The organism is Clostridium sp. MCC328 (genome assembly GCF_018785465.1).
Taxonomy (GTDB): domain Bacteria; phylum Bacillota; class Clostridia; order Lachnospirales; family Lachnospiraceae; genus Pilosibacter; species Pilosibacter fragilis.
On sequence record NZ_WQPW01000052.1, the window covers coordinates 47,542 to 60,881 of the forward strand.

General features: G+C 48.8%; 11 protein-coding genes. 2 read left to right on the forward strand and 9 right to left on the reverse strand.

Annotated features, from left to right (window positions below):
- Positions 1-220 precede the first annotated feature (220 nt).
- Positions 221-742, forward strand: a complete 522-nt coding sequence (locus tag GPK83_RS08850) for a DUF4364 family protein (RefSeq protein ID WP_015554826.1) — start codon at positions 221-223, stop codon at positions 740-742.
- A gap of 111 nt (positions 743-853) precedes the next feature.
- Here the strand turns inward: GPK83_RS08850 and yihA are convergent, their stop codons facing one another.
- The 7 genes from yihA to GPK83_RS08885 all read right to left on the reverse strand — a co-directional run bounded on the left by yihA (position 854) and on the right by GPK83_RS08885 (position 10,206).
- Positions 854-1,534 carry a ribosome biogenesis GTP-binding protein YihA/YsxC gene (gene yihA, locus GPK83_RS08855; RefSeq protein WP_117469830.1) on the reverse strand — a complete coding sequence of 227 codons (681 nt, stop codon included), beginning with the start codon at positions 1,532-1,534 and terminating at the stop codon, positions 854-856.
- Between the two features lie 229 nt (positions 1,535-1,763).
- On the reverse strand, positions 1,764-4,076 hold the full coding sequence (gene lon / locus GPK83_RS08860) for an endopeptidase La (protein WP_215704574.1): 2,313 nt from the start codon (positions 4,074-4,076) through the stop codon (positions 1,764-1,766).
- 173 nt (positions 4,077-4,249) lie between these two features.
- Positions 4,250-5,551 (reverse strand): ATP-dependent Clp protease ATP-binding subunit ClpX, encoded by a 1,302-nt coding sequence (gene clpX / locus GPK83_RS08865; protein ID WP_117469831.1) that lies wholly within the window; start codon positions 5,549-5,551, stop codon positions 4,250-4,252.
- A gap of 75 nt (positions 5,552-5,626) precedes the next feature.
- The gene (gene clpP / locus GPK83_RS08870; protein ID WP_015554830.1) at positions 5,627-6,208 is read right to left on the reverse strand and encodes an ATP-dependent Clp endopeptidase proteolytic subunit ClpP; all 582 of its coding nucleotides are present in this window, start codon (positions 6,206-6,208) and stop codon (positions 5,627-5,629) included.
- A gap of 410 nt (positions 6,209-6,618) precedes the next feature.
- Positions 6,619-7,908 carry a trigger factor gene (tig, locus tag GPK83_RS08875; RefSeq protein ID WP_117469832.1) on the reverse strand — a complete coding sequence of 430 codons (1,290 nt, stop codon included), beginning with the start codon at positions 7,906-7,908 and terminating at the stop codon, positions 6,619-6,621.
- Between the two features lie 404 nt (positions 7,909-8,312).
- Positions 8,313-8,861: a DJ-1 family glyoxalase III gene (locus GPK83_RS08880; protein WP_215704575.1), complete on the reverse strand. Its 549-nt coding sequence runs from the start codon at positions 8,859-8,861 to the stop codon at positions 8,313-8,315.
- 52 nt (positions 8,862-8,913) lie between these two features.
- Positions 8,914-10,206 carry a DUF975 family protein gene (locus GPK83_RS08885; RefSeq protein WP_117471850.1) on the reverse strand — a complete coding sequence of 431 codons (1,293 nt, stop codon included), beginning with the start codon at positions 10,204-10,206 and terminating at the stop codon, positions 8,914-8,916.
- A 239-nt stretch (positions 10,207-10,445) separates the two neighbouring features.
- On the opposite strand from GPK83_RS08885, the gene GPK83_RS08890 reads away from it, so the two are divergent.
- Entirely contained in the window at positions 10,446-10,898 is a 453-nt protein-coding gene (locus GPK83_RS08890) for a CYTH domain-containing protein (protein ID WP_117471849.1), read from the forward strand.
- A gap of 119 nt (positions 10,899-11,017) precedes the next feature.
- On the opposite strand, the gene groL is transcribed toward GPK83_RS08890, so the two are convergent.
- Together groL and GPK83_RS08900 are read right to left on the reverse strand one after the other, a co-directional pair.
- Complete coding sequence (gene groL / locus GPK83_RS08895; protein ID WP_015554835.1) at positions 11,018-12,643, reverse strand: chaperonin GroEL; 1,626 nt, start codon at positions 12,641-12,643, stop codon at positions 11,018-11,020.
- 119 nt (positions 12,644-12,762) lie between these two features.
- Positions 12,763-13,047: a co-chaperone GroES gene (locus tag GPK83_RS08900; protein ID WP_015554836.1), complete on the reverse strand. Its 285-nt coding sequence runs from the start codon at positions 13,045-13,047 to the stop codon at positions 12,763-12,765.
- Between the last annotated feature and the right edge of the window lie 293 nt (positions 13,048-13,340).

The following is a 13,340-nucleotide window of genomic DNA, read 5'->3' on the forward strand; positions in this document are numbered from 1 at the left end:
TTTCCTGATCAAATTCACTACAAATTTCGACCTTTTTCATACGATGGAGGAAAAAGGGCTTGAATACCGCTGTGGAAACCTGTAAAATAGATGTATTCGCAGTGATTAAAAGGAGCTTCCCGTCTTCTGCCTGTAAGACCGGTTCCGCCTGATCACTGGATTCCGTGTAACTGTATTTTTCACCGTTACCAACGATTTTTTGCCAAAGGAGCCCCTGCGTATGTTATCTGATCCGATCACGCTCTACAAATTAATGATCCTCTACATGCTGGACCACGTCAATTTTCCACTGACAAACTCCCAGCTCACGGATTTCTTTCTGGATCACGAATATACGACATACTTTACGCTCCAGCAGGCGTTAAACGAACTGAAAGAAGCGGGGCTGATCCGGATGGAATCCACCCACAACTCCTCCCGCTATGAGATCACCAAAGAGGGCGATGACACTCTCTCCTTCTTCGGAAACAATATCTCCCCGGCGATCATCGAGGATATCGACAGCTATTTAAAGGAGAACAAATTCCGCTTAAGAAACGAGGTCGGCGTCATCTCCGATTTCTATAAATCCACAAATCAGGACTATATCGTCCACTGTGAAGTCCGGGAAGGCAAATCTGTCCTCATCGGCTTCGACCTCTCCGTCCCCGACAAGGATCAGGCTGAGACTATGGCCAGCCACTGGAAGGAGCGGAGTCAGGATATCTACGCTTATGTGATGAAGACCTTGATGAAAGGTTAAGATATGCGTTTTGAAGTCTGCCTCCGGCAAATTTTCTGAATTGTACGCGAAAACGGCACCTGCCGCAGGGAAATTTCTGCGGCGGATGCCGTTTTTCAGTACTTCTAAAATTTAAAGGTTCTGCTGCGCCTCTTTCGCCGCCTTCTTCGCCGCCCACTCCGCAGCTTTCTCTGCCTGGATCTCCTCCTCGGCGGTCAGAAGATCTTCTCCTGCTGCCATCTTGTCAATAAGATTCCAGATGTCCTCCCGGCCCTGTTTTGTCTCGGCGGAGAACGGGATCAGGATATCCTGTTTTTCCATGCCGAGACCGGTGCGGATGAGTTTTACCTGCTTCTGGATCTGGCTGCGCTTGATCTTGTCAAGCTTTGTGGCAATGATGACCGGACGGAATCCGTTGTAAACGACCCAGTCGTACATGGTCTTGTCGTTGGCGGACGGCTCGTGACGGATGTCCACAAGAAGGAAAACGCACTTTAACATCTGGGATTTGTGGAGATAATTCTCGATCATCCTGCCCCATTTTACCTTCTCAGACTGCGGGACCTTCGCGTAACCGTAGCCGGGGAGATCTACGTAGTAGAGAGCTCCGTTGATATTATAAAAGTTGATCGTCTGGGTCTTTCCCGGCTGGGAGGACGTTCTCGCCAGCGCCTTCCGGTTCATGAGCGCGTTGATCAGGGAAGATTTTCCCACATTTGATTTTCCCGCGAAGGCGAACTCCGGCAGCGTGTTCTCCGGCAGCGTGCTCGTCACACCGCAGACGGTCTCAAGTTCCACATTTCTGATTACCATATATTTCTCCTTGTATGTAACACTTCAGCACTTTCCTTGTCACACGCAAAAATCCATTTCAGAATGACTTTGTCGCTGGGATTTCTGCCTGCCAAACTATGCTTTCTTACAGTCGGCGCGGCACATGCGCAGACCCTCAGAACCGTTACCCTTGTTTTTACATACCAGAGTCAACAGCCCTCCAACAGGCAGGACCTGTCAGAAAGCCGCCAACCTTTGTATCCTGGCATTACACGAACGCCTCGCGTACTACGTCATCCATAGTCTTCACAAACACGATCTCCATGCCTTTCGTGATCTCCTTCGAGATCTCTGCCATATCCGGACGGTTCTTATCCGGCACGAGAACCTTCTTCATATGTGCCATTCTTGCTGCCAATGTCTTTTCCTTTAAACCGCCGATCGGCAGTACCCGGCCTCTCAATGTGATCTCACCGGTCATGGCAACGCTTGCGCAAACCTTCTTTCCGGTCACCGCGGAGAGCATGGCTGTTGCCATCGTAATGCCCGCAGACGGACCATCTTTCGGCACGGCACCCTCCGGGATATGTAAATGCAGGTCATGTTCCTTAAAATACCTGCTCTCCACACCGTACCGGTCTGCCACGGAACGAACGTAAGTCAGCGCGATCTGCGCGGATTCCTTCATGACATCACCCATCTGTCCTGTCATCTGAAGCTTTCCATCACCCGGCATTACATTCACTTCGATCTGAAGTGTGTCGCCGCCGACGCTTGTCCACGCAAGACCTCTTACGATTCCGACCTCGTCCTCCTCATTGGCATTTTCGAAGGTGATCTTCTCTTTTCCGAGATACTTCTGAAGATTTCCCTCTGTGATATGCACAGTTTTTTTCTTCTTTTCCAGAAACTCCCTCGCCGCTTTTCTGCAGATCTCACCGATCCGGCGCTCCAGATTTCTCACACCGGCCTCTCTCGTATAGTTGTGGATGATCTTCTCCAATACCTTATCGCTGAAGGAAAGCATCTCCTCCGTAAGGCCGTTTCTCTCTAACTGTTTCGGAATGAGATACTTCTTTGCGATATGGAACTTCTCGTTCTCTGTATAGCTGGATACCTCGATAACCTCCATACGGTCAAGGAGCGGTCTCGGGATTGTCGACGCATCATTTGCCGTCGCGATAAAGAGAACGCCTGAGAGATCCAGCGGGATCTCCAGATAGTGGTCGCGGAACTTCACGTTCTGCTCCCCATCAAGGACCTCCAAAAGTGCTGAGGAGACATCTCCCCGATAGTCGGCAGAGACCTTATCGATCTCATCTAAAAGCATTAACGGGTTTGACACGCCTGCCTGACGCATTGCATCGGCGATACGGCCCGGCATCGCTCCCACGTATGTCTTTCTGTGTCCGCGTATCTCCGCCTCGTCGTGAGTGCCGCCAAGGCTGATCCGGACATACTTCTTTCCGAGGGCGCGGGCAACCGATCTCGCGATGGAGGTCTTACCTGTTCCGGGCGGTCCCACAAGGCAGAGGATCGGGCTTGTGCCTTTCTTTGTGAGAGCACGGACCGCAAGGAATTCCAGTACACGGTCCTTAACCTTCTCCAGACCATAATGGTCCTCCTCAAGAATCTCTTTCGCGTGAACGATATCCTGATTATCCCTTGAGACCTTCTTCCACGGCATCTCCAGCACCGTTTCTATATAAGTGCGGAGAACATTCGCCTCCTGACTTCCTCCCGGCATGCCCTTGAAACGCTGGATCTCTTTTTTGATCTTTTCCTTCGTTTCCTTGTCCGCGTTCAGCTTTTCCAGCTGTTCCATATATCCATCGGCATCTTCCGTCCCACTGTCATCTCCCAGTTCCTCACGGATCACTTTTAATTCTTCCCTTAAAATATAATCCCTCTGGTTCTTATCAATGTGCTCCTTCACTTTTCCCTGATAATCCCGCTTGATCATAAGGATCTCGAGTTCCCGCATCAGGTAGTACACGATCCGGTCATACAGATGGCTCCAGTAATCACACTCCAGCATCTCCTGCTTCACAGCAAAATCCCACGGAAATTCATTTGCTGTCTGGGTCAGAAGCTGCTCCAGATCCGTGATCACAAGAAGACTTCCGATAAAATCTTTCACAGCCTTCGGATTCGCGTTTCCGAATTCCTCTAATTTTTCCTTAACGATCCGGCTCATGGCTTCCTTCACAGTGTCGGTAAGCTGTTCTTCCTGCATCGGTGCTTCCTCGACCTCAGCTTCCAGATACGGTCCCTCCTCAAACAGAGTGAGAAGCGCCGCTCTCTTTTCGCCTTCCACCATCACACGGATGATACCGCCCGGCATTTTCACGAGCTGTTTGATCCGGGAGATCGTTCCCATCTGATACAGATCCGCGACCGCAGGTGTTTCCTGCTCCGGATGACGCTGGGTCACGAGATATACCTTCTGGTTTCCCATCATAGCTGTCTCAATGGCGCGGATCGATTTTTCCCGGCTGATGTCGAAATGCTGTACCATTCCCGGAAGGATCGTGAGTCCGCGGAGTGCCACCGCCGGCATCGTAATTTTCTTATCTTCCATTATTTCTCCTATGAACGCAACTGCCCGGCTTCTTTCCGATGCCTGTCAGCAGTTACGGGCAAATTTCTGTTGTGTAAAAAGGCTGCCGTGACATTTCTGTGCGCAGCAGCCCCTCTTATCTGCGGGATACGGGTCCTGCAGGTACAATTTTTCTCATACGGGAACGCCGTCCGTTACGCGATCTCCCCGTTACTCTCTTTTCTGGATCTTCCGGCCAATGCTTTTTTCGGCACCGTCACGTCGCGGTAAACGACTTCCGGTTTTTCCTTTCCGTCCACCGCGTCCTTCGTCACGGTGCAGATTCCCACGTTGGAATCAGACGGAACCTCGTACATCGTATCCATCATGACGGATTCCATGATCGCGCGGAGTCCTCTGGCACCTGTCTTTCTCTCAACCGCCATATGGGCGATCTCGTGGACGGCATCCGGAGTAAACTCCAGCTTCACATCATCCAGCTCGAATAACTTCTGGTACTGCTTTACGAGGGCATTCTTCGGCTCTGTGAGGATCCGCACAAGGGCATCCTCATCCAGAAGGTCTAAGGATACCATAACCGGAACTCTTCCCACAAACTCCGGGATCAGGCCGAATTTCGTGAGATCCTGCGGCATCGCCTGCTTTAACAGCTTGCTGATATCCGTATTTTTCTTATCCACGATCTTCGCGCCGAAACCGATGGAACTTGTCTCCAGTCTGGATTCGATGATCCGCTCCAGACCGTCGAAAGCACCTCCGCAGATGAACAGGATGTTTGTCGTATCGATCTGGATCAGCTCCTGCTGCGGATGCTTTCTGCCGCCCTGAGGCGGAACGCTTGCAACAGTACCTTCCAGAATCTTTAACAGCGCCTGCTGGACGCCCTCGCCGGAAACATCACGGGTAATGGACACATTCTCGGATTTTTTTGTGATCTTATCGATCTCATCGATGTAAATAATACCGTACTCCGCACGGCTCACATCATTATCTGCTGCCTGGATCAATTTTAAGAGGATGTTCTCCACGTCCTCGCCGACATAACCGGCCTCAGTCAGCGTCGTTGCATCTGCGATTGCAAACGGAACACCTAAAAGCTTCGCAAGTGTCTGCGCAAGATAAGTCTTGCCGGAGCCGGTCGGACCGAGCATCAGGATGTTGCTCTTCTGAAGATCAACATCACTTTCCATCTTCGATGTGATTCTCTTATAATGATTGTAAACAGCCACGGAAAGAACTTTCTTCGCCTCATCCTGTCCGATCACATAGTCGTCCAGAAATTCTTTGATCTCCTTCGGTTTTAAGAGGTTGATTCCGGAGAAATCCGGTCTCTCCTCCTCCTCGTTTCCGAGTTCTTCCTCAAGGATCTCACTGCAGAGTTCGATACACTCGTCACAGATATAGACGCCGTTGGTACCGGCGATCATTTTTCTGACCTGATCCTGATTCTTTCCGCAGAAGGAACATCTGATCTTTTCCTCTGGTCTTACTGGCATGTTCGCACCTCAATTCTAAATTCTTTATGTCTCGCTGCGCTCCGGCACTGTTTTCCGCCTTCGCGCCGTCCGGTCCTAGTGGCCGGAGATCACGCGGTCGATCAGACCGTATGCGGCAGCTTCCTCGGCTGTCATGTAGTTGTCTCTCTCTGTGTCGCGGGCAATCACGTCGAGCGGCTGTCCGGTGTTTGCAGCCAGGATCTTGTTGAGCTTCTCTTTTGTCTTTAAGATCTGCTCTGCAACGATCTTGATCTCTGTCGCCTGTCCCTGGGCTCCACCGGACGGCTGATGGATCATGACCTCAGCATTCGGAAGTGCGAAGCGTTTGCCCTTCGCGCCGCTGGAGAGAAGGAACGCGCCCATACTTGCAGCCATACCGATACAGGTGGTGCACACGTCACATTTAATGTAATTCATCGTATCATAGATCGCCATACCGGCCGTTACAGAACCACCCGGGCTGTTGATGTAAAGGTTGATGTCCTTATTCGGATCCTCGGACTCCAGGAAAAGAAGCTGTGCAACAACAAGGCTTGCTGTCACGTCGTTTACTTCCTCCCCGAGGAAAATGATACGGTCTTTTAATAATCTGGAATAGATATCGTAGGAACGCTCTCCTCTGCTTGTAGATTCAAGCACGTAAGGTACTAAGCTCATATTTTTTCCTCCATCTTTTCTTTTATATCTGTTACCAAAGTATTCCTTTTTATGCATTTTCTGGGTTACTGTACACGGGTAGGAATTTTCTGAACTGAAAATTCCGTACAATACAGTGGCGGTAGTGGATTTTGCCGATTCGGAATGCGAAGCATCGGCAAAATCAGTTACTGTTTGCGCAAGGCGTGAACAGTAACTTTTCCGGTGAATCTGTCGCCTGTGTCTGGGACCGGCCCGGCAGAAATCCACCTTTTTCCACATATTTTGGAACTATCCCTGTATAACCGATTAGGGATTGCCGCAGAAAAACTCTCCGCAGCAACCCCCTCTGTATGTGGTTTCTGTTCCTCTGTCGGACCATTTCCCACCATGTTTTCCGTGCAGATTAGTCATAAAGTATGTTGCTTTACTTAGTCAACGAACTTAGCCTCAGCTACAAGGAAGTCGATTGCTTTCTGAACTGCAAGATCTTCCTTTAACTGTGCCATCTGCTCTTCGCCGAACATACCCTTGATCTGTTCTTTATCCATCTTGAAATCCTCAGCCATCTTGTCGAACTGCTCTTCAACCGCTGCGTCGTCAGCCTGGATGTTCTCAGCCTTTACAACTGCCTCAAGAACGAGTCTTGTCTGGATTCTCTTGATCGCCTGCGGCTTCATCTGCTCGCCGATCTTCTCAGCTGTCATGCCTGTGATCTCAACGTACTGCTTGAAGGAAATTCCCTGGCTCTCAAGTCTGCGCGCATAGTCGTTCACCATGCCGTTTACCTGCTCCTCAACCATCTGATCCGGAATCTCCATTGTTGCGTTCTCAATCACCTTAGCAACGACCTTGTCCTCGTCTGCTGTCTTAGCTGCTTCAATCTTCTCAGCCTGTAACTTCTCTGTAAGGTCTTTCTTGTACTCTTCCATTGTATCGAAATCAGATACCTCGCTTGCGAAATCATCGTTAGCTTCCGGAAGCTCTTTTCTCTGGATCTCTTTTACTTTTACTTTGAATACAGCCGGTTTGTTCTTTAACTCTTCTACATGGTACTCAGCCGGGAATGTTACGTTTACTTCGCACTCTTCGCCAGTTGTCTTACCGATTAACTGCTCCTCGAAGTTATCGATAAATGTGTGGGAACCGATCGTAAGCGGATAATCCTCAGCCTTTCCGCCCTCAAATCTCTTTCCGTCTACGGAACCGTCGAAATCGATCGTTACCTGATCTCCATCCTCGATACCTCTGTCCTCAACAGTGATGAGGCGGGAGTTTTTCTCTCTTGCGCGCTTGATCTCTGTCTCGATATCTTCCTCTGTAACCTCAGATTTTGTCTTCTGGACTTCTACGCCCTTGTACTCGCCAAGAGTAACTTCCGGCTTAACAGCTACAACTGCTGTGTAAACGAAAGCTTTGCCTTCCTCGATCTCCTCAATGGAAATAGACGGACGGGAAACGATCTCAAGACCGCTCTCTTTTGCAGCGTCCGGATAGCTTGCGTCGATCACTTCATCAACAGCATCCTCGTAGAATACGCCAACACCGTACATTTTCTTGATCATGTTGAACGGAGCTTTTCCTTTTCTGAAGCCCGGGATATTGAATTTACCCTTATTCTTATTATAGGAGTGCTGTACAGCCTCCTCAAACTTTTCTGCCGGCACTTCGATTGTAAGTTTTGCCGTATTCTTCTCTAAATTCTCCACCTGTACGCTCATTTTATGAGTTCCTCCTTAAATATATCGATAGCGGGGAATAGAAATTTCCCGCCCGTATAATCTCGTAACTGCCGCTTTTTGGCGTTACACGTTTTCCGGCATTATGACCGCCGCTCAGCGAAAAATCCGCCCGCAGGCATCACTTCTCCGTCACGCGCACATAGCACCGCTTGGAATTATAACATAAGACGTTTGAAAAGACCAGACCTAAATTGTAAAAATTCCAGAAAAACACAGGGGTTTTACGGTTTTCCTTAATTTTTTCCAGGCGCAGACTGCCGTATCTGCCGTATCTGCTGTTCCTGACATTCTTTCAGCGGCCTGCCGCGCCAAAAAGGAATGCCCTGGTGCACCGGGCATTCCAAAACTTTCTGATGAATACCTGTATTTACACAAACATACGGCTATTTTATGTATTGGATCGCTGCCTTGATCCTTTCAGCCTCTTCTTCGCTGACCAGGAGTTTGATAAGCTCTAAACCAAGGTCGATTGCCCAGCCCATACCGCGCCCGGTGCTGATCAGGCGGTCTGTGATGATGCCGTCACCTCTGCAGTCCGCGCCCTCCATCTTCGTCTCAAAGCCCGGATAGCATGTGGCGCGGTGGCCTTTCACGAGGCCAAGCTCCCCTAAGATACTCGGTGCCGCGCAGATCGCAGCCAGGCGTTTTCCTGCTACCGCATGGGCTTTTAACATCTCTGCAAGTCCCTCATGCGCCTTCAGATTGTTCGTTCCGGCAAGTCCGCCCGGAAGGAACAATACGTCAGCATCGTCCGTGATTTCCTCGAACAGGCTGTCCGCCTCGATCTTAAATCCATGGGAACCTGTCACCATCTTTCTTCCCATGATGGATACAAGCTTCACATCCACCTTCGCTCTTCTCAAGCAATCACACACAGCCAGGCATTCTACCTCTTCCATTCCGTCTGCAACAAACGCGTATACTTTTGCCATTTAAAACTTCTCACCTTTCTTTGCCAATCTGCCTCCGGAAGTTTTCTAGAGGTTACTGCTCGCTTTTCTCATCATCCGTATACGAATAAAATTTTCCATTCAGATAATATCCGCGTCCCGGTCCACCTTCCGATTTTTTCACATCCGTTCCGCGGTCATTTGCAGCGGCCTGCCCTGAAACAGACGGATTGATGGTCTGCTCCGGTCCGTTGTACTTATATGTCTCCTTCGGCACATCACTCCAGCTGTCCGGAGCGCTGTTCTGGTTCTGTCCATTTCCATTTCCATAGAAACCATAACCACCGTAATTTCCACTTTCACCGACATCTCTCACACTGTCCGGCTCCACATACTGACCACCGTAACGCGCGTTATTCTGTACAAACGGTTCCCCTCCGAATCCATTCAGGCGTCCCGAATATGGTCCGCGAAGCACTGCGTAAAGCTCCGCAAAGGTTGCATCCACATATGGCTGAACGAAGAAGGTTCCGATACCGCAGAGCAGGGTTCCTAAAAGCTGCCATCCCAGGAAGGAAAGGCCGAGTACAAAGGCGTTCCATTTCTGTCCATCCATCATCTCTTTCGAGAGTCTTAAAACTTCCATCGTCTTCATATCCGGGTTTTCAGCAAGAATATATGGAACCATCAGATAGCAGTACTGGAAATAAACAGAAACAAAAGCTCCTATCGTAGCGCATATCATTACTGCCCAAAATACACTACCGATCCATTCAACACCATTAAACAAGATCACAAGAAATCCCAACAGACTGGCCAGGATCACAACACTCTCTGTGATCAGTCCCCGAAGGAACTGGGTCCCCACAAGCTTTAAATATCCGTTGGAAAATCCCCAGAAAAGTTTTCCAATGCCCGCCGACTGTCCCGTCACGCGGCTCTCCATATAAAATCTGTTTCGTCCGATCTCAAACAATGGCTGTACAAAAATTCCGATCACGACGGAAATGATCACAATAACGATCACAGCCCCCGCAAAAAGCCGGTAAAACAGGTTGCTCGCAACCATAGATCCGGCATTTCCGGCTCCCGGTCCGTAGGCATCACCAAGTCCCGGGACAAGCTCGATCCCGCTGGCAAGACCACTCCCAGTATTTCCGCTAAGACTTCCATCTCCTCCCAGTTCGCCAGGGATGAGACTACTCTGATCGGTCTGACTGTTTCCTGATTCATTCTGCTCCAGATAACTTGTAATCCTCTGGGTATTCGCGTTCGATCCGCCAAATCCACTGAGGATCGCAAAGATCAGGCTCACAAGAAACGCCGCCCAGTAATAACGGCTCAGACACATTTTCGCTCTGTCTTTTAATTCTGCCCTTGTCCACATACGCTGTTCCTCCTTCTGTTTTCATCATCAAAGTATGACCAGTTGCCAGATATTTTTCTTTTTCCTGTTGCTGTTCGGGGATTTTTCATTCATAAACAGCAACTTTTCTTACAATGATTGTACCATATTTGCAAATAAAAGACCTTACTTTTTCCTTGCAATATGGTATGATTTATTACAATATGTTACTGTTCCCGCCTTGCGCAGGCAGCAGCCGAAAATCCAGAAAGGACATAATTATGGAAATCGAACGCAAATTTCTTGTCATGACCCCGCCTGAAAACTATGAGTCTTTCCCCTGTCATGAAATCGAACAGGCCTACCTCTGCACAGAGCCGGTAATCCGGGTACGTAAGGAGGATGATACCTGCTACCTCACCTACAAATCCAAAGGACTTCTCGCCAGAGAGGAATATAATCTCCCACTGACAAAAGAAGCCTACACCCATCTTCTCACAAAAGCTGACGGAAATATTCTCACAAAAAAGCGCTACCTGATCCCGGTTCCGGGTCGTGAGGATCTCACTGTGGAATTCGATGTCTTCGAGGGAAAATTCGCCGGTCTCATGCTTGCGGAGATCGAGTTTACCTGCGAGGAGGATGCCAGAGAATTCCCGCCTCTCTCCTGGTTCGACCGGGATGTAACCTGGTCCGGGGAATACCAGAACAGCAGGCTCTCAAAAATGCCCTGAACTGTTCGTATTTTTATATGACAGGGAATTTCCTGTTACATGAAAAAGGCCACCGACGGCTCACAGAACCGCCGATGGCTTTATTAATTTTCCTAAAATTTTGCAGTTTCGGAGATGGATTACATCATTCCGCCCATTCCGCCTGCACCTGCCGGCATTGCCGGAGTCTCTTCTTTGATGTTTGCAACAACAGACTCTGTTGTAAGAAGTGTGGAAGCAACGCTTGTTGCGTTCTGTAATGCACTTCTTGTAACCTTAGCCGGATCAAGGATACCCGCTTTGATCATATCAACAAAAATCTCATTGTAAGCATCGAAGCCCTGGCCAACCGGGAGCTCTTTAACTTTGTTAACGATCACAGCGCCCTCAAGGCCTGCGTTGGATACGATATGGAATAACGGAGCTTCAAGAGCCTTTAAGATGATCTTTCCGCCTGTCTTCTCATCGCCTTCCATCTCATTTACAACAGCTGCAACCTTCTCTGCTGCGTGAACATAAGCAGATCCGCCGCCTGCGATGATACCTTCCTCAACAGCTGCCTTCGTAGCTGCAAGAGCATCTTCCATACGGAGCTTTGCTTCCTTCATCTCTGTTTCAGTAGCAGCACCTACGCGGATAACTGCAACGCCACCGGCGAGTTTCGCAAGTCTCTCCTGAAGTTTCTCTCTGTCGAAATCGGACTTTGTCTCTTCGATCTGGCCCTTGATCTGGGCAACTCTGTCAGCGATCTCTTTCTTGTCGCCGAGACCGTCAACGATGATGGTGTTCTCTTTCTGAACCTTAACGGATTTTGCACGGCCAAGCTGCTCCATTGTAGCATCCTTGAGGTCAAGACCAAGCTCATCGGAGATCACAGTACCGCCTGTTAAGATCGCGATATCCTTTAACATCTCTTTTCTTCTGTCGCCGTAGCCCGGTGCCTTAACACCTACAACGCTGAATGTACCTCTTAACTTGTTGACGATAAGAGTTGTGAGAGCCTCACCCTCGATATCTTCAGCGATGATAAGAAGCTTTGCGCCTGTCTTTACGATCTGCTCAAGGAGCGGAAGGATATCGTTGATGTTAGCGATCTTCTTGTCTGTGATCAGGATATACGGATCGTCAAGAGTTGCCTCCATCTTCTCCATATCTGTGCACATATATGCGGAAATGTATCCACGGTCGAACTGCATACCTTCTACAAGGTCAAGCTCTGTCTTCATTGTCTTGGACTCTTCGATGGTGATAACGCCGTCGTTTGTAACCTTCTCCATTGCGTCTGCAACCATCTCACCGACCTCATCGCTTGCTGCAGAGATTGCTGCAACTCTTGCGATCTGGTCTTTGCTGCTGATCGGCTCGCTCATCTCTGCGATTGCTTTGACAGCCTCGTCTGTGGCTTTCTTCATACCCTTTCTTAATACGATCGGGTTAGCGCCTGCAGCCAGGTTCTTCATACCTTCGTTTACCATCGCCTGTGCGAGAACGGTAGCTGTTGTTGTACCATCACCGGCAACATCGTTTGTCTTTGTGGCAACCTCTTTTAAGAGCTGTGCGCCCATGTTCTCAAACGGGTCTTCTAACTCGATCTCTTTCGCGATGGTAACACCATCGTTTGTGATCAGCGGAGCGCCGAAGGATTTATCGAGAACAACGTTTCTTCCTTTCGGTCCGATCGTTACGCGGACAGTATCAGCAAGTTTATTTACACCAGCTTCAAGAGCTTTTCTGGCTTCAACGCCATATTTAATTTCCTTAGCCATGTTAAAATTCCTCCAATCAAGATTTCCTGTAACCATTTTCTGGTTACTTCGTTCTGAATTCTGAATTTCAGACCGCCCTGAGCGCTTCGCACACGCGGTCCCGGATATAATTTCTCCGATTATTCGATCACTGCAAGGATATCATTCTGCTTAACGATGATATAATCCTCTTCCTCTACCTTTACTTCTGTTCCGGAGTACTTGGAGTAGATTACCTTATCGCCCGGTTTTACCTGCATCTTGATCTCTTTGCCGTCAACAACTCCACCAGGACCAACAGCGATCACTTCTGCCTGCTGCGGTTTTTCCTTTGCCTGACCCGGAAGAACGATACCGGATTTTGTGGTCTCTTCTGCAACTAACTGTTTTAAAACAACTCTGTCAAATAATGGTACTAATTTCATTACTGACTCCTCCTTGTCATTTTACAAGCTCTTGCGACTATCCTGTAATTTCAGTCACAATTCTTTTTCATTTTTATCTTCTTCAGTCTGACTCAGGTCTTTTCCCTGACCCCTCGTCACAAGTCATGTTATAGCACATGTTGTTAGCACTGTCAAGTCACGAGTGCTAATTATTTTATGAAAAATTTGTGAACCTCTCTGCGGGTCTGCATGCCGCTGTGCTGTCTAGTTCCCGTTTTCTGGTGAAATCCGGCAATTTACTTGAATAATTTATACATTTTTTTAACTTTTTT

Coding starts and splice junctions, on each gene's coding strand:
- GPK83_RS08850 (WP_015554826.1), top strand. CDS start 221: ATGTTATCTGATCCGATCACGCTCTACAAATTAATGATCCTCTACATG.
- yihA (WP_117469830.1), bottom strand. CDS start 1,534: ATGGTAATCAGAAATGTGGAACTTGAGACCGTCTGCGGTGTGACGAGC.
- lon (WP_215704574.1), bottom strand. CDS start 4,076: ATGGAAGATAAGAAAATTACGATGCCGGCGGTGGCACTCCGCGGACTC.
- clpX (WP_117469831.1), bottom strand. CDS start 5,551: ATGCCAGTAAGACCAGAGGAAAAGATCAGATGTTCCTTCTGCGGAAAG.
- clpP (WP_015554830.1), bottom strand. CDS start 6,208: ATGAGCTTAGTACCTTACGTGCTTGAATCTACAAGCAGAGGAGAGCGT.
- tig (WP_117469832.1), bottom strand. CDS start 7,908: ATGAGCGTACAGGTGGAGAATTTAGAGAAGAATACGGCAAAACTTACA.
- GPK83_RS08880 (WP_215704575.1), bottom strand. CDS start 8,861: ATGGCAAAAGTATACGCGTTTGTTGCAGACGGAATGGAAGAGGTAGAA.
- GPK83_RS08885 (WP_117471850.1), bottom strand. CDS start 10,206: ATGTGGACAAGGGCAGAATTAAAAGACAGAGCGAAAATGTGTCTGAGC.
- GPK83_RS08890 (WP_117471849.1), top strand. CDS start 10,446: ATGGAAATCGAACGCAAATTTCTTGTCATGACCCCGCCTGAAAACTAT.
- groL (WP_015554835.1), bottom strand. CDS start 12,643: ATGGCTAAGGAAATTAAATATGGCGTTGAAGCCAGAAAAGCTCTTGAA.
- GPK83_RS08900 (WP_015554836.1), bottom strand. CDS start 13,047: ATGAAATTAGTACCATTATTTGACAGAGTTGTTTTAAAACAGTTAGTT.